Source organism: Lysinibacillus sp. NPDC098008 (assembly GCF_044760715.1).
Lineage (GTDB): Bacteria > Bacillota > Bacilli > Bacillales_A > Planococcaceae > Lysinibacillus.
Genome location: NZ_JBIWBA010000001.1, coordinates 230,588 through 247,351 on the forward strand (window position 1 = coordinate 230,588; position 16,764 = coordinate 247,351).

Here is a 16,764-nt window from a genome sequence, read left to right on the forward strand (position 1 = left end):
TGTTGTATAGTATAGTTTGTCATCGTTATTGATATGTAACATAACACTATTAGTACTGATAGTATGTATTCTAATGCAGCTATGCTTGATTTTTGGTGGCACATCTGTCAAATGCCACTTGAATGGAACCTCGAATAAGTATCACTATTCGAAGTTCTATTCAACAGCTAGAACAGGGATATTTACAAACCTCTTACTAAATATTTTCCCCATTCTCTCATGGCTATTTTTTCTCCTGCTTCAGCTGCTCGTTTTAGCCAGTATTCACCCTCCTTCACATTTTGCTCCATATTTTCACCTTTAATCATATAAATACCTAATAATCTCATAGCAACAAGCTCATTTAATTCCTCAGCGGCTAGACGAATCCATTTGATGCCCTCTGCTACATTTCGCTCTAAACTATCACCATGTACTAAACGGTAGCCTAAAATTCTTGTTGCTACTCCATCTCGACGGTCAACTGCTAAACGCAGCCATCGTTCGCCTTCTAGTGGGTTTTTGCTTAATACTTCACCATCCAGTAAACGAACAGCTATATCAACCATTGCCCATAAGTTGCCAAGCTCCGCAGACCTACGTAGCCATCTTTCACCTTCCACTGTATTTTGCGGTAGACCGATACCTGTTAAAAAGCTATAGGCTAATTCATTCATAGCGCCTGTATCTCCTAAATCAGCGGCTGCCGTTAGCCACTTTAAGCCTTCCTGTGTCTTGTTCTTTTCCTTTTCTTCAATAAAATCAATGACATTTGATTGCTGCTCAGAAGATGTCAATTCCTCTACAGCATCTGTCCTTTGCTCGGAAGCTGCCACCTCTTCTGCTACATCTATGTTTTGCTCGGAAAATACCTGCTCCTCCTCTGACATATTTGTTTTCTTTTCCTCTTGCTCAAACCCTAGTGATTTTGAAATTTGATTGAATAATGAGAATTTTTTCTTTTTATCATGATCTTCACTCATCATTAAGCCCTCCAGTCTGCTTTCGCTTTATAATAGCTTGGTATACTAAAAATAGTAATAAAAATATAATATTTTTGCAAAAATTTAAGATTGATAAGCTAAGCATTCTATAGCTACATACCATACTTTCTTCCTAATACAAATGATTCATAACTACAATTACTAAGACAAAATTACCTATATTAAAATAGTTTTATCATATATCAAGATGCAAAGTTTTTATTATGCTTTTCATACCTTTTTATCACGCATTTTAAACCACTAGAAAAAAGCATTCCCTCAACACAATGTGAGAGAATGCTTTTTTTATGTTAGCTCTACAAAATCTTTGGATATAGATGATTCTTTGCGAAATTGAATATGATGAAGTTTGGCAAAGATACCATTTTGTGCAACAAGCTCATCGTATGTGCCATCTTCTTCAATCCCATTCGGTGTTACTACTAGCACACGATCTGCATTGCGAATTGTTGCCAATCGGTGTGCAATGACAAGCGTTGTACGGTTTTCCGCTAGCTCTGTTAAGGATTGCTGAATAATCATTTCTGTTTCAGTATCTAATGCAGAGGTTGCTTCATCTAAAATTAAAATAGGCGGATTTTTCAGGAACATACGGGCTATCGCTAGTCGTTGCTTCTGACCACCTGATAATTTTAAGCCACGTTCACCAATTTGCGTATCATAGCCATCTGGTAGCTCTGCAATAAATGCCTCTAAATGAGCCTTTTGCGCTGCCTCTCGAATTTCTTCTTCACTTGCACCAAGCTTACCATATGCAATATTTTCACGAATCGTTCCTGTAAATAAAAAGACATCCTGCTGCACAATACCAATTTGAGCGCGTAATGAAGCCTGTGTCATATTACGTATATCAATACCATCAATCGTAATGGCGCCTTTTGTCACCTCATAAAATCTCGGAATTAACGAACAGATTGTCGTTTTACCCGCTCCTGAAGGCCCGACAAAGGCAATCGTTTGCCCAGCTCGAATATCAAAGGAAATACCCTGTAAAACTTGCTTCGACGTATCATAATTAAAATCTACTTGGTTAAATGAAATATTACCATCTAGATGCTTAATAGCCTTTGCATCCTCACGATCTTGAATTTCTGGCGCCTGCTCAATTAATTCACGGAAGCGCTTAAAGCCAGCCATCCCCTTTGGATAAAGCTCTAATAGGGCACTAATTTTATCAATTGGCTTAATGAGCACATTTGTATATAATACAAAGCTAACAAGCTCCCCATAAGAAAGCTTACCATTAAAGCTGAGCCACGCACCAACAACGAGCACCACTAATGTTAACAAACGCGTCATCATATAGATGCTGGAATGTGTACCTGCCATAATTTTATAGGCATATAATTTAGCGGCACGGAAAAAGCCGTTTTGCTCCTTAAAGCGCTCAATTTCAAATGCCTCATTTGTAAAGGATTTCACAACACGCGCGCCTGATACACTATCCTCCACGCGTCCATTGACATCCGCAATTTTGCCATACATCGTTTTCCAAGCCTTATTCATTTTGATATTGCTAAATGTCACAAGCCATGTTAAAAACGGCACCATAATTGCGGCAATCAATGCAAGTGTTGGATTAACATTAAACATAATCGCAAAAGCCCCAACAAAGGTCATAATGGCGATAAATAAATCTTCAGGTCCATGATGGGCAAACTCGCCTATATCAAATAAATCATTGGTAATACGACTCATAATATGACCTGTCTTTGTATTATCAAAGAAACGGAATGATTGCCTTTGCACATGTGTAAATAATTCCTGCCGCATATCTGTTTCAATATTAATCCCTAGTTTATGCCCTAAATAGTTGACAATAAAGTTCAAGAATGTACTAATAGCATAAACAAGCAGCAATAATATACTGACTTTAACGATCATATTCCAATCACCTGTCGGCAGCAGGTCATCGATAAACCATTGAACAGCTAATGGAAATGCAAGCTCTAAAATTGCAACAATAATGGCACTTGAAAAATCAATAATAAATAATCGCTTATGTGGCTTGTAGTAGGAAAAAAACTTTCTATACATGCTTGTCCTCCTTCTTGTTGTAAAATTTTCGCCTGTTGTTAATAGTATCACTTCTACAAGTGTAACGGAAAAATATTTTTTCGCCATAACTGTATATTTTTATTTACATACGCTTTGTGACATGCTATTATCTAAGTAAGAATTGAATAGCTTTTGACTTTATTGTCAAGGGGGAGTAGCTAGCAGATGCGAGCGAAGCATCTGGTTTCACATTCGTCATTACATGGTATACTACCATCGGGTGTGATAGCATTTTTTTATTAGATTACAGCATTTTGATCTAATAAAACTTACATTGCTTAGCAAGACCTTTGCCTATTTTTTAGGCAGGGGTCTTTTTCTTTTGCTTAAAATAGGAAAAATAGGGTAAAAGCAAACCATTCATTTCTGTTCATTGATTAAAGGAGGAACAATTTTGGAAGCAATTTTATTAGAATACGCATGGGTACTTGTCGTATTAATCGTACTAGAAGGTTTGTTGGCAGCCGATAATGCTGTTGTAATGGCTGTTATGGTTAAGCATTTGCCAAAAGCCCAACAACAAAAAGCATTATTATATGGCTTAGCCGGGGCATTTATTTTCCGCTTTATTGCCTTATTCTTAATTACAACACTTGTAAACTTTTGGCAAATCCAAGCGATTGGTGCAATTTATCTATTATTTATATCCATTAAGCATATTTATGAATCATGGAAAGCATCATCCGATGATTCAGAGGAGCTAAAGGAGCCTAAAAAGCAATCTGGCTTTTGGATGACAGTTGTGAAGGTTGAGCTTGCTGATATCGCATTTGCGGTGGATTCCATTTTAGCAGCAGTAGCGATTGCTGTAACACTTCCACATATCGGTGATTTTGATATTGGCGGCATTAACGCAGGTCCATTTGCCGTTATGTTCTTGGGTGGTATTATCGGTGTTATTATGATGCGATTTGCCGCTCGTTGGTTTGTCACTGTTCTTGAAAGATTCCCTTCTCTTGAAACAGCTGCTTTCCTGATTGTTGGTTGGGTTGGTGTGAAATTAGCAGTATTAACATTAGGACATGAAAAATTAGAAATTATTCCACATGAGTTTCCACATTCTACATTGTGGAAATCTATCTTCTGGATTGTCTTAATCGCTATCGCACTTGGTGGCTACTTAATCGGTCTTAAAAATCAGAAAAAACAAGCATAATGTCGAAAAAAATCGCCTCAACAACAGTTGAAGCGATTTTTTCTTTTTGCCAGAAAATGCACAAATCTTCTAATTGAGAACGAATATCAATTATTTTTTGCATGTTTTCCCCTTAATTTTAAAATTTTTGTCCATTGTGATAGCTACACTGTATACTAGAAATGTAGGCATTTACTTCAAAGGGAGGAAAACTTTTATGTTATCTGAGAAACTACACACAGCACTAAACGAACAAATGAATTTTGAGTTTTACTCTGCACATGCTTATATGGCAATGGCAGCTTATTGCACAGATCAGGATTATGATGGCTTTGCGAATTTCTTTTTAGTGCAAGCAGAGGAGGAACGTTTCCATGCAATGAAATTTTATAATTTCTTAAGCGATATGGGCTACCGTGCAACAATTCATGGCTTTGATAGCCCAGGCAACCATTTTGAATCCATTTTAGATGCCTTCAAAACAGCTCTTTCACATGAAAAAGAAGTAACACGTCGCATTTACAATTTATCTGATATTGCTTTAGATGAGCGTGAACATGCCACAATGGCATTTTTAAAATGGTTTATTGATGAGCAGGTTGAGGAAGAATCAACATTCGATACATTAATTCATAAAATTGAGCGTATTGAAAATGACTCAAATGCGATCTTTATGCTAGATGCAGAATTAGCAAATCGTACTTTTTCACCAGAGGCAGAAGCGTAAACGCTATGAACCATACCAAAGCCGCTTTACATTGTACAGGCAAGGCATACAATATATGCTTATCTTGCACAAGTAAAGCGGCTTTTTATCTAAAAAAGAAACGCTGAAAAAATTAATGCTTCTTATCGTTTTATAATAACTATCTAGCCTTTTCGTTGATATGGTTTTGCAGCTTCACTTGCTTTAAAGTTATAGACAGGCTTAATCGCTTTGACAATATCAACGGTTTCATCAATCACAGCTACAATGTCTGCCATTGGCTTATAGGCCATGGGTGCTTCATCCAATGTTTCCTCATTGACGGATGTTGTCCAAATACCCTGCATTGTTTCTTTAAAATCGTCCATATTCAACGCTTTTTTGGCAGCGCGACGTGAAAACATACGCCCTGCTCCATGTGGCGCTGAATAATTCCATTCAGCATTGCCTTTTCCTATACAAATCAGCGACCCATCCCGCATATTCATCGGAATCACAAGCTTTTCTCCTTTATTAGCACGCACAGCACCCTTACGCAATGTCATTGTTTCCGTATCAATATAGTTATGAATCGTATCAAATGTATCGATAAATTGCCATGCCATATGCTCAGCAATTGTTTTCGCAATTGTCCAACGATTCATGCGTGCATACTGCTGGGCAATTTTCATATCGTGAATATAATCATGGAAAAGCTCACCCTCTAAATAAGCTAAATCCTTTGGAATCACAGGATTTTGTGCTTTATAGCTTTGAATCATGCTCTGAATTTCTTGGGCTCGCCCTTGCTGCTTCAGCTCCGCTATTTTTTCAGTTAAATCTTGGCGACGTAAGCTTTCATAGGCTCTTTTTTGATGCCAGTTTGCTACTTTTGCTCCTACATAGCGTGAGCCTGTATGAATCAATAAATAATATCGATTGTCTTCATCTTTGGCAAGTTCGTAAGGTCGGCTACCGACGCCTTGCTATGTTGCCATAGTAGGTTTTCAGTAACCTCCTCCCAAACCGTACGTACACATCTCTGCGTATACGGCTTTCCATTTACAAATATCTATCCTTGTTTACCGTGTGCGATTTTCCTATGACAATCATGACATAAAACTAATGTTTTACGTTGTCTTGCTATCATTTGTTTCTCCCACACTTCTTTTCCTTTTAAATCTTTTAATCTTTTTACATGATGGATTTCAAATGCTACATTTTGTTTTCCACACCATTCACATTCTTTTGCACTAATACGTTTTTCTAATTCAGTAGTACCTTTAAACATTTGTATGTTAGGCATCAAATCAGGATTTTCTTTTACTATTTTTTTATCTCTGACAAAACCCTTGTTGTAGAAATAGCAAATATTTTCTCCTTTTTTAGTTTGATACTTAACGCCCCAACCATTATTGATTCTGTATTTTTTAAACATTTTTCTTACAGTAGAATTGTGCTTTGAAGCTAAAGTTTTTATACAACTGTATTGCATAACGTAGTGTAATTGCCACATTTTTTGAGTGACATTTTCAGCTAATTTATAATAGTTATATAACCCTCTTATCTCTGCATTAAAAATGTTTATAATTTCTAAGTCACTAAGTCGCATGATTGAATTTCTGCTTATCGGCATCCACTTTTCTGCATTAATATCTTTAACTAATTTATTTTGTACAATGAATTTCTCGATAACTTCTTTTGGCATCATTAATCGGATATTTTTTCTTGCACTTCGAATTTTAACACCATTCTTATTTTTATAAGGTGTGTTATTATTACCTACTGAAATGTCATAACCTAAAAATCTGGCATTTTTTCTACTATTTGTGATTAATGTTTTTTCTTCTGATAGTTCAAGTTTTAATTCGTCATATAAGAATTTCTTGATTTTTTCTTTCAATTCCTTACAATCCTCTTTACTACCATTTACACCAATAAGAAAATCATCTGCATATCGTACATATTTAAGTCTTTTAAATCCTGTTGAGTCAATAATTTGTCGTGTATTAAATTTTTCTTTTTGAATCTTTTTATATTCTTTAAGAAGTTCTTCTTTTATGGATTCATCTTCACATAGATTAATTTTCTTTTTAAGTTGTCCAGCCTTGTATTCAAGATTTCTATATACAGGGTTACGTTGTTGATTTCTTTTTCTATCACCAATATCAAATTCTGTTTTTAAAGTATTGATAATATAATTATCTAATTCATTCAAGTATATATTAGCTAAAATCGGGCTAATAATTCCTCCTTGTGGTGTTCCTGTATAAGTTTTATTGAATTTAAAATCATCAATGTAACCTGCTTTTAAGAATTTCCACATAAGTCGAATGAATTTTTCATCTTTGATATTTTTACGTAATAGATTAATTAATACATGATGGTCGATGTTATCAAAGAAACCTTTAATATCACCTTCAATAAACCAGTTTACGCCTGTATATACTCTATCAATTTCCATTAAGGCTGTATGACAACTTTTGTTCGGACGAAAGCCATGAGAACTTTCACTAAATTTTGGTTCGTATATTGCTTCTAAAATCATACGACAAATTTCTTGAACAAGTCGGTCAGTGAATGTTGGTATTCCTAAAGGACGTTTAGAACCATCTTTTTTAGGAATGTAAACTCTTTTTGCAGGTTTTGGTTGATAACTTTCATCTTTTAGTGATTGGATAATTTTTTCAATCATTTTCTCGCTAAAATTACTTGCTGTTTGGTTATCAATTCCTGCTGTAGCACTTCCATCATTTTTATAGATATTACTAAAGGCTGTAATATACATTTGTGGATTGTATAATATTCTATACAATCTATCATGGATATAATTTTCTTTTAACGCTTGTTTGGATAGATTGATTAATACTGTCTCTGAATTTTGCATGAGCCTTTCGCTCCTTTCAAATAAGTGTTAATCTTTGTAAACTGTTCCCCTTCGCCATGTAATAGGTTTTCCCTATCTCGGACTACTACGAGAACTCCGTTACCATATGGAATATTCAAAGTCTAAACTCATAGCCGAAAATGGCGTTTCCACTTAGGTAATCCCCAGTTAGTACAGTAAACATAGGTAGATTGTTGTCGGATAGTTCTTTCACGTTTTACTTACATCTGTAAGTGCGCAAACTCTTAAATGAAGACCATCGTATATTAATCCACCGATTTAATTACGACACCTTTAATACCTACACTGATGATATTAAAGTAGAGTTTGTATTAGGTTTCAGTTGGTTTTCCTAATAACGAACCATAGCGTCACTCACGCTTGAACTTCAAACAATACAGTTTTTATCCTCATACAATCCTTTATGACTCGATATTCAGTCGCAATCTTACCAACTGATTGACTTATACCTTTACAACCATGCTATACTCCCTGTTCACTTTCGATTCCAGATAAGGTTGTTGTCATTATTCCAGTCTTCTTGGAATATCGTTACCTAATTACGCAATGTTTACTGCCCATCTTGGGCGCACGATAAAATGATTGCCGCCCCCAAGCGTTCCTAATGATAAGTTTGTATAGTCATCCTTTAAGCCTGTTGCTCGAAATTGCTTGCTATTAAACTCTAAATAATGACGAGCAGGTGATAGTTCTTTATGAATATCCTGCCCGCTTGGTATATACGTTCGAATAATTGTATCAAGCTTTGCATAGTCAACCGTGGATGCATCGATCTCCGCCACAAATACACCGCATCCTACATCAACACCTACAAGATTTGGTACAACACAATCCTGCAACTGAATCGTTGTACCAATGACACAGCCCTTTCCTGCATGATAATCAGGCATAATTCGTATTTTCGTGCCTGACATAAAGGGTTGATTAATCAATTCCTGAATTTGGTCGATAGCTGTTGGCAAGGCTGTTGGTGCATAAATTTTCGCACTCGTATAGCGTCCATTTATTTCAATCATCTAAACCCCTCCTTATTGATTATACGAAAAAGCACCTTTATTTGTTTCATGGATAAAAAACGTTCTAAAAGCATGTCATCTTTTAGAACGTTGTCATTCAATCCATTTATTCTTCATACTGTATCGTTAGCTTATTTGGTATTTCTGGTATATCATGCGATTTTATATCTGCTTCCTTTAAAGCCAGCTTATAAGGTAGATATTTATCTTGCACAGCAAAGGAAATATCTACATTTTCCATATTATTATTTATTTTACTTTTTGCTAGCAAGCCACTATAGGATAAGTCAATCGCTAGAATAGCATGAATAGTATCTTTCAGCATTTTAATATCTTTAGCTTTTAAAGGACTTTGTTCTCCCATTAAAAATGGCTGTAAATGCTCTTTTATATAGCCCTGCGCTTCAATGAAGCAGGAAAATTCACTTATTTTTTCAGCATAGAGCTTTAATTGTCGCTTCTCTTTTGCACGTTGTTGATTTAACTTTTGGACCTTTTGCTCAATATGTGTTAAACGTACCTTTACTAAATCCATTAGATGCTGCTGGATATCTTGTATCGCTTGCAGCACTATAGCTTCTGCTTGCTGTACTTTATCATATTGTGCAATGCAAATAACCTGCTGCTCATTTAATTTATCTACACGTTCCTTGAAAAATTCATTTTGGGTATGCTGACCAAAAATAGCCTTCATAAGCCCCTTGCCATGAATTTTTTTATGTTGTGCATCTAAACGCTCATATTCACGTGTATACTCACTATGCATATTGCGGTATTCTCGTAGCATTTGCTGATAATGCACAGCAATTTCCGTAAATTCCTCTACCTTTTTATCCTGTAAATAATCATGCTGTGAAATCGTTTGTAAAAGCTGATACAATGTTTGAATGTTTTTAAAGGTATTGGCTACCTGCTCATATTCTTGCTCATATTCTTGAACAATCGCTAAATCACGTTGATAGCGAGAAAATTCAAATTGCGTATCACCTGTATATTTTTCAATATGCTCAACAGCCGACTGAAATGGATCACGCTGTGGAATAACGGTTAATTCGAAACGGAATCGCTCCAGCCATTGCAGGAAACGAATTAAAATTGCATAGGTCTTTTTATCACTATTTTTTGCAACACGATGAATTTCGCTAATTAGATGCTCATATTGACTTTTCTGCCAAAGTTCCTGATTATTCATTTGCTTCGCTTCCAAGGCATTTGTTGCAGAAACAGCGATAAACTGGCTCATAATATGACCAATGCGTTGCTGTTCTGATTGTACAAAGGCTTCAGCATCATCCACAGCATCAATGCCGTTAATAATACATAAAGGCTCGACACCTTTCTTTTTTAATGATTCTATCAATAAAAGTTCCGCATCAATGGCTATAGACCCAGCGCGTAACACCCAAAAAATTTCATCGACACGGTTGATAAGCGTTTCCGAGAAATAGGCCATTTCTCCTCCACCTGCCTCCAATGAAACAGAGTCAATAATTGTCACTGATTTTAATAAATCATTTTTCACATAAACTTCAAGATAATCTAAATGCTCACGTAAAATTTGCGAGGCAAATGTATCACCTGTTGTTAGCATTTCTAATTTACTTATATCAAAAATTGCTACAACACCATCTAAAAAATAGGCCTTAATCTCCTCTTGCTCGCCATATCTTATAAATGTATTGACACCTGTTGGATGCTGATCATTTACAGATAACACTTCACGGCCAAGCAAGCCATTGACAAGTGTTGTTTTCCCTACGCGCTCTTTTCCAACAATAAGAATCATTGTTTGATTATTGGCATCTTGAATAATACGATCTAAATGTTTCGCAGTATCTTTTATATATGTATTTTGGACAATAATGCCATGCAGTTGTCGCAGCTGATCAACAAGCTGTGGCAAAATATTATTCGCTGAGGCTGTATTTTTAATTGGCATATTATCGTTGCTTGTCACCCTCAACACCTCTTTTCATATGTATCTAATTTTATTATAAATGAAACCATTGCTTTTCTAATACATCAATCGCTGAAAAAAGGACAATATACTTAGAGGTTTCGTTCATAAATAGGAATTCATTCTCATTCCAGCATCATGTCCATTTGCTATATGATTTGTTACTCAGACTAAAAGAAATAGCTACGTCCCCATTATCACCGTAAAATTGCGAAATTTATTAAGCTTACTGATTGAACACTTCTAAGCAGATGACCTTTCTCCTAGGAAATAGGGTGTTATCAATATCTATTTATGATGTCCTTGTCCCTGAATTTTGGTTATATCCTACATTTGTTCTTTTCAAAAATAGCAATAAGAACCCCTCTCATGCATGATAAACTGAACCCCGAATAGTGGACACTTTAAAGAGTGCACCTATTCGGGGCTCAGTTCATTAGCTAGGAGGAAAATTCCTTTTTAAACTTACAAATTACTAGTTTTTTGTGTAGAAACGTGCCATTGACATTTCATTAATAATTGTTGATCGTGTAATTCCGCTGAAAGATTACCATTCATTTTTTCCATTAAGCTTTTGGCGATGGATAAGCCTAGCCCTGTTCCTTTACCCTTTCTTGCTTGATCAGCTTTGTAAAAACGATCAAATAGATGAAAAAGGTCTTGCTTTTGTAATCGCGGTGCTGGATTGCTAATGATTAGCTCCGTATATGCTGGCGTATGATGGAGGGTAATAGTGACATGCCCAGTCGAATGCTTTAAAGCGTTTGTTACTAAATTTTCAATGACTCGCTTCAATGCTGATGGATCTGCCTTCACCCTTATCATTTCTTCTGGCATATGAATAGTTGGCTCGATCTGCTGTTGGTTAAATGCTTCATAAAAGCTAACTAACACCTCTAAGATCAAATCATTCAATTGAACCCATTCCATCTTTAATAAATAGTCGGTGGATTCAATAACGGATAGCTCAAAAAAATCCTCCAATAACACTTTTAGTCTTAATGCACTTGATTTAACAATAAGCATATACTCCTGACGTGTATGAGGAGGAATTGTTTCATCCTCTAAAAATTGCATATAGCCTAAAATAGAGGTCATCGGTGTACGAATATCATGCGACATATTCGAAATCGCCTGCTTCAGCTCGTTTTCTGTTCTTTTTTGATCAGCAATTGCCTTCTTTGTTGCATCGATTTCATAATTAATTTCCTCTGCTAGCCGTTCAAAATCTTTATCATAAAAGCGAAGATTGATTTTTTTCGTTGTTTGCTTTATATGTCGTTCTTGTAATTGCTTTGTCACACTACGTATTTCCTTTTTTAACCAAAGAAAGCGGACGAGAAGACATATTGTGATAAAGCTTAAAACGATGATCACATATAGCATTTTCTCCCCCACCTCCTTGTTTATTTGATTTCTTTTTTCTGAAATACGATACTGCCTAAAATACCAAAAATAATAAAGGTAATAATTGGTATAGCAATTAATTGAACTAGCTCGATACCATGTATGGTTTCTATACGTCCAATATCTAAAAATAGCTTAAAGATGGAGTAGCTAAAAATGACCTCAAATACTGGCAAGAAATTACTTAATGTATACAATAGACTATCGAACAGCAGGAAAAAGAACAGCATAAAGCCGATTGCCTTCCCACTCTCGGTAAAGATTGTCGCAAATAAAGCCATAATGGATGCAAAAGCACTTGTATAAAGCGCTGTTAAGCCAACCGTGCTTGCAAAATAGCTAAGCGTAGGCATTCCATTAAAATGCAGAAAAACAGCTACAGCTCCTGTAAATACAAGGGGAAAGACGAATGCAATCAAAATGGCTCCAATCGAGTAGACCATTAATTTGGCAAAATAAATGCGCACTCTACTATTTCCTGACGCAACAATGCTTTTCATCGTGCCTATTGCATATTCACTAGAAATAAAGAAGCCTGCCAGTACACAGGGCACAAGTCTTATAATATAGTTATTGCCCCCAAGAATCGTCTGACGGTAAAAATCCATCACCGTTATAGTATCCGCATTTTTATCGAAGATAATTAATAATGGATAAGAAAGGCTAATCAATATAAGGATAGTGAGCAATGTCCATAGTGAGCGATCTTTCCTTAGCTTATACCATTCTGCCTTTATGACATTATTCATAACGAATCCCTCCAATGCGCTCCATAAAATAGGACTCTAAATCCTGACCCATTGGCATAAATTGTTCAATAATAAGCCCTTCATTGACAAGCGTTGAAGAAACCTTTCCAGGCGTATCCATATAGCGATATAGCTTAATACAGCCGTCTGGCATTACTTCAAAGTCATTTGTCGCAAGAGTCGTTTCAAGAATCGCCGCAGCCTTCTCAGGATTGCTTACTTTAATATGCAAAAATTGCTGACATTGATGATTCAGCTCTTCTACCGTTAATTGCTCCAATAAATCACCTTTATGGATAATGCCATAATGCGTGGCAAGTAAATGAAGCTCACTTAGTAAATGGCTCGAAATTAAAATAGTCATGCCATATTCACGATTTAATTTTTTCAGCAGCTCTCGTACTTCAACAACCCCCATTGGGTCTAAACCATTAATCGGTTCATCTAAAATCAGAAACTCTGGATCTCCTAGCAAGGAAATCGCGATACCTAGTCGTTGTTTCATGCCCAATGAAAAATTTTTTGCCTTCTTTTTTCCTGTATCCTGAAGCCCTACAATGGCTAATGCTTTTTCTACGCAGTCTTTCCCCGGAATACCCTTTAACAGCCTATGAGCTTCTAAATTTTCAGCCGCTGTCATATATGGGTATAATGCAGGCCCCTCAATCATTGTGCCAATACGTTTGCGAGCTTCGACTAGCGCTGGCCCATGACTATAACCAAACAATTCAATTGATCCCGCAGTTGGCATAGCAAGCCCTGAAACAATGCGAATCAATGTAGATTTCCCAGCACCATTTTGTCCAATAAAGCCGTAAATGGAGCCTTTTTTGATTGAAAGATTGACTTTATGTAGAGCTGTTTGCTTGTTAAATTTCTTTGTTAAATGGCTTGTTTTCAATATATAATCTGTCATATAATCCCTCCTTCTATGATACATCAAGTATAAAAAGGAAGTATTAATAAAGGCTGAAGGCAATTCTTAAAAAAAGCTTAAGTCTTCAATCGATAGCCCATCCCCCAAACCGTTTCAATATATTCCTCCTCTGGATTGACCGCTGCTAATTTACTGCGGATATTGCTAATATGAACATTGATTGTGTTATCATCCCCATAATAGGTTTCCTGCCATACACTTTCAAACATATTTTTCTTTGTAAACACCTTCTTCGGTGATGCCATAAGAAGCTCAAATATCTCATATTCACGGGCAGTAAAATTCAAGGCTTCTCCTTTGATAAAGACAGCCTTTGCATCTTGGTCAATCTCCACATCCTTATGGACAAGTCGCTTTGTTGCTGGCTGCCTTGTAATACGTTGGTATCTTCTTAAATGGGAGTCGATTCTTGCCGATACTTCTTCAATATCAAAGGGCTTTGTAATATAATCATCCGCTCCTGTTCGTAGCATACCTACCTTTGTTTGTTGATCTAACTTAGCTGAAATAATAATAATCGGTATATGACTTTGCGTTGTAATGTTTGTTAGTAGCTCATCTCCCGACATCCCTGGTAGCATAAGGTCAAGGAGCACCATATCCCATTCAGCCCTTTCCAAATACAGCATTGCCTCTGTACCTGAAAAAGCAGGTTGAGGAAAATAGCCATTTTTCTTAATAATATTACAGAGCAATTGGTTGATTGCATCATCATCTTCCACTACTAAAATATTCACTTTTTCTGTCATCGCCTATTCCCTCCTACTTTTATGTTGTGCCAGCTCGCCTAACTAGATCATCCTATTATAGTATAGCGAGATTTTTCGATTGAACGCAAAAAAACTGAAGACAACACCAGGTTTGTCTTCAGTCTGCAACATTTAAAATGCTACTCGTTGTGCTTCATAAGCAGCAATATGGTCTTCGTATTTGAATGTTAAGGCAATTTCATCCCAGCCATTTAGCAATGTTTCCTTATAGTATGGATCAATTGTGAACTGATAGACTTTGCCATCCTCACCTGTCACCGTTTGCTCTGCAAGGTTGACTTCCATTGTATATGGTTTTGCTAAGCCTTTTGCTAAAATTTCATCGCATTCTGCTTCTGTTAGCTTAATCGGTAAAATCCCATTTTTAAAGCAGTTATTATGGAAAATATCTGCAAAGGATGGTGCAATCACAACGTTAAAGCCGTAATCTAAAATAGCCCACGGTGCATGCTCACGAGAGGAGCCACAGCCAAAATTGTCCTGTGCTACAAGAATTTTTGAGTCTTTAAATTCTGGTTTATTCAGCACAAAGTCTTGAATTTCATTGCCCTCTGCATCAAAGCGCCAATGGTAGAATAAAAACTGTCCAAAGCCTGTACGCTCAATACGTTTTAAAAACTCTTTTGAAATAATTTGGTCTGTATCTACATTTTTACGATCAAGTGGTGTGATCACACTATTTACGATATTAATTGGTTCCATTTTCAATCATCCCTTCCATGTAACACAAAGCTTACACAGTTTCCTTTACAAATTCACGTACATCTACAAAATGACCCGCAATCGCAGCGGCTGCTGCCATTGGTGGTGATACTAAATGCGTACGAGAACCTGCACCTTGACGTCCTTCAAAGTTACGGTTGGATGTAGAGGCACAGCGTTCACCAGCTGGAACTACATCATCATTCATCGCTAGACACATCGAGCAGCCTGATTCTCGCCACTCAAAACCTGCCTCGATAAAAATTTTATCCAACCCTTCTGCCTCTGCTTGCTTTTTCGTAGAATGAGAACCTGGTACAACAATTGCTGTGACATTATCATGTACCTTACGCCCTTTAATGACACTAGCTGCTGCACGTAAATCACTAATACGTGAGTTTGTACAAGAGCCGATAAAGACATGTTGGATATCAATAGATGTTAATGGTTGACCTTCCTCTAAGCCCATATAAGCAAGTGCTTTACGCAATGCTGCCTTATCAGACTCATCCTTGTAATCTGCTTGTGTTGGTACATTCCCTGATATACCTGAACCCATGGATGGATTTGTACCCCATGTCACGATTGGCTCAATTTCCTCAGCTTGGATAATACGTACTTCATCATACGTTGCATCTTCATCTGACGCTAAGCTTAACCAATACGCTGCCGCTTCTTCAAATTTTTCTCCTTGTGGTGCATATTTACGACCACGAATATAATCTACCGTTACCGCATCAGGAGAAATTAGTCCTGCCTTTGCACCTGCCTCAATCGACATGTTACAAATTGTCATACGTTCTTCCATAGAAAGCTTGTGGATTGCCTCTCCAGTAAACTCCACAATATGTCCTGTACCAACGCCAATACCGAACTTCGCAATAATAGCTAAAATAATATCTTTTGCTGCTACACCAATTGGTAGCTCGCCTTCTACACGAATTTCCATTGTTTTTGGCTTGTTTTGCCATAATGTTTGTGTCGATAAAACATGCTCTACCTCTGATGTACCAATACCAAAAGCAATTGCACCAAAAGCGCCGTGTGTAGATGTATGAGAGTCACCGCAAACGATTGTTTTACCAGGCTGTGTTAAGCCTAGCTCTGGTCCAATAACATGGACAATCCCTTGGTCTGGATGTCCCATTCCTGCAAGCTCCACACCAAATTCTGCTGCATTTTTCGCTAATGTTTCGATTTGGTTGCGTGCGATTGGGTCATTAATTGTTGGTAAGTTTTTCGTTGGTACATTATGATCCATTGTTGCAAAGCTTAAATCTGGGCGACGCACTTTACGTCCGTTTATACGTAGTCCCTCAAAAGCTTGCGGAGACGTTACTTCATGAATTAAATGAAGATCAATATATAACAGGTCCGGTTTGCCCTCTTCCTGATAAACAACATGTTTATCCCAAATCTTTTCAATTATATTTTTACCCATTGTCTTCACCTATTTC

Annotated in this window: 13 protein-coding genes and 1 pseudogene; 2 read left to right on the top strand and 12 right to left on the bottom strand. The window is 36.7% G+C overall.

All coding sequences use genetic code 11. The features are described 5' to 3' along the window. Positions 1-182 precede the first annotated feature (182 nt). Together ACIQVU_RS01140 and ACIQVU_RS01145 are read right to left on the bottom strand one after the other, a co-directional pair. A complete protein-coding gene (locus ACIQVU_RS01140) occupies positions 183-962 on the bottom strand; it encodes a tetratricopeptide repeat protein (RefSeq protein WP_402893319.1) in 780 nt (259 codons plus the stop codon). A gap of 306 nt (positions 963-1,268) precedes the next feature. Next, the gene (locus tag ACIQVU_RS01145; protein ID WP_340806164.1) at positions 1,269-3,020 is read right to left on the bottom strand and encodes an ABC transporter ATP-binding protein; all 1,752 of its coding nucleotides are present in this window, start codon (positions 3,018-3,020) and stop codon (positions 1,269-1,271) included. A 415-nt stretch (positions 3,021-3,435) separates the two neighbouring features. On the opposite strand from ACIQVU_RS01145, the gene ACIQVU_RS01150 reads away from it, so the two are divergent. Together ACIQVU_RS01150 and ACIQVU_RS01155 are read left to right on the top strand one after the other, a co-directional pair. Beyond that, positions 3,436-4,197, top strand: coding sequence for a TerC family protein (locus ACIQVU_RS01150; protein ID WP_340806165.1), 762 nt, complete (start codon positions 3,436-3,438; stop codon positions 4,195-4,197). Positions 4,198-4,393: 196 nt separating this feature from the next. Next, on the top strand, positions 4,394-4,903 hold the full coding sequence (locus tag ACIQVU_RS01155) for a ferritin (RefSeq protein WP_340806166.1): 510 nt from the start codon (positions 4,394-4,396) through the stop codon (positions 4,901-4,903). 143 nt (positions 4,904-5,046) lie between these two features. Here ACIQVU_RS01155 and ACIQVU_RS01160 read toward each other — a convergent pair. The 10 genes and pseudogenes from ACIQVU_RS01160 to leuC all read right to left on the bottom strand — a co-directional run. After that, a pseudogene (locus ACIQVU_RS01160) lies at positions 5,047-5,796 on the bottom strand (RtcB family protein); the annotation flags it as partial. Between the two features lie 137 nt (positions 5,797-5,933). Further along, complete coding sequence (gene ltrA / locus ACIQVU_RS01165; protein ID WP_402893323.1) at positions 5,934-7,748, bottom strand: group II intron reverse transcriptase/maturase; 1,815 nt, start codon at positions 7,746-7,748, stop codon at positions 5,934-5,936. Positions 7,749-8,308: 560 nt separating this feature from the next. Continuing rightward, positions 8,309-8,785, bottom strand: a complete 477-nt coding sequence (locus ACIQVU_RS01170) for an RtcB family protein (RefSeq protein ID WP_340806167.1) — start codon at positions 8,783-8,785, stop codon at positions 8,309-8,311. A 106-nt stretch (positions 8,786-8,891) separates the two neighbouring features. Further along, positions 8,892-10,742: a dynamin family protein gene (locus tag ACIQVU_RS01175; RefSeq protein WP_340806168.1), complete on the bottom strand. Its 1,851-nt coding sequence runs from the start codon at positions 10,740-10,742 to the stop codon at positions 8,892-8,894. 465 nt (positions 10,743-11,207) lie between these two features. Beyond that, a complete protein-coding gene (locus ACIQVU_RS01180; protein ID WP_402893327.1) occupies positions 11,208-12,044 on the bottom strand; it encodes a sensor histidine kinase in 837 nt (278 codons plus the stop codon). Between the two features lie 104 nt (positions 12,045-12,148). Next, positions 12,149-12,898 carry an ABC transporter permease gene (locus ACIQVU_RS01185; RefSeq protein WP_402893329.1) on the bottom strand — a complete coding sequence of 250 codons (750 nt, stop codon included), beginning with the start codon at positions 12,896-12,898 and terminating at the stop codon, positions 12,149-12,151. Further along, positions 12,891-13,814, bottom strand: coding sequence for an ATP-binding cassette domain-containing protein (locus tag ACIQVU_RS01190; protein ID WP_402893332.1), 924 nt, complete (start codon positions 13,812-13,814; stop codon positions 12,891-12,893). The genes ACIQVU_RS01185 and ACIQVU_RS01190 overlap by 8 nt, the downstream gene beginning before the upstream one ends. Positions 13,815-13,891: 77 nt before the next feature. Continuing rightward, the gene (locus ACIQVU_RS01195; protein ID WP_402893335.1) at positions 13,892-14,584 is read right to left on the bottom strand and encodes a response regulator transcription factor; all 693 of its coding nucleotides are present in this window, start codon (positions 14,582-14,584) and stop codon (positions 13,892-13,894) included. Between the two features lie 132 nt (positions 14,585-14,716). After that, the gene (gene leuD / locus ACIQVU_RS01200) at positions 14,717-15,307 is read right to left on the bottom strand and encodes a 3-isopropylmalate dehydratase small subunit (protein WP_340806176.1); all 591 of its coding nucleotides are present in this window, start codon (positions 15,305-15,307) and stop codon (positions 14,717-14,719) included. Positions 15,308-15,338: 31 nt separating this feature from the next. Then, positions 15,339-16,748: a 3-isopropylmalate dehydratase large subunit gene (gene leuC, locus ACIQVU_RS01205; RefSeq protein ID WP_340806178.1), complete on the bottom strand. Its 1,410-nt coding sequence runs from the start codon at positions 16,746-16,748 to the stop codon at positions 15,339-15,341. Positions 16,749-16,764: the final 16 nt, after the last annotated feature.

Bases quoted from the DNA above. Each gene is read 5' to 3' on its own strand.
- ACIQVU_RS01140 (WP_402893319.1), bottom strand. From the start codon at position 962: ATGAGTGAAGATCATGATAAAAAGAAAAAATTCTCATTATTCAATCAA.
- ACIQVU_RS01145 (WP_340806164.1), bottom strand. From the start codon at position 3,020: ATGTATAGAAAGTTTTTTTCCTACTACAAGCCACATAAGCGATTATTT.
- ACIQVU_RS01155 (WP_340806166.1), top strand. From the start codon at position 4,394: ATGTTATCTGAGAAACTACACACAGCACTAAACGAACAAATGAATTTT.
- ltrA (WP_402893323.1), bottom strand. From the start codon at position 7,748: ATGCAAAATTCAGAGACAGTATTAATCAATCTATCCAAACAAGCGTTA.
- ACIQVU_RS01170 (WP_340806167.1), bottom strand. From the start codon at position 8,785: ATGATTGAAATAAATGGACGCTATACGAGTGCGAAAATTTATGCACCA.
- ACIQVU_RS01185 (WP_402893329.1), bottom strand. From the start codon at position 12,898: ATGAATAATGTCATAAAGGCAGAATGGTATAAGCTAAGGAAAGATCGC.
- ACIQVU_RS01190 (WP_402893332.1), bottom strand. From the start codon at position 13,814: ATGACAGATTATATATTGAAAACAAGCCATTTAACAAAGAAATTTAAC.
- ACIQVU_RS01195 (WP_402893335.1), bottom strand. From the start codon at position 14,584: ATGACAGAAAAAGTGAATATTTTAGTAGTGGAAGATGATGATGCAATC.
- leuD (WP_340806176.1), bottom strand. From the start codon at position 15,307: ATGGAACCAATTAATATCGTAAATAGTGTGATCACACCACTTGATCGT.
- leuC (WP_340806178.1), bottom strand. From the start codon at position 16,748: ATGGGTAAAAATATAATTGAAAAGATTTGGGATAAACATGTTGTTTAT.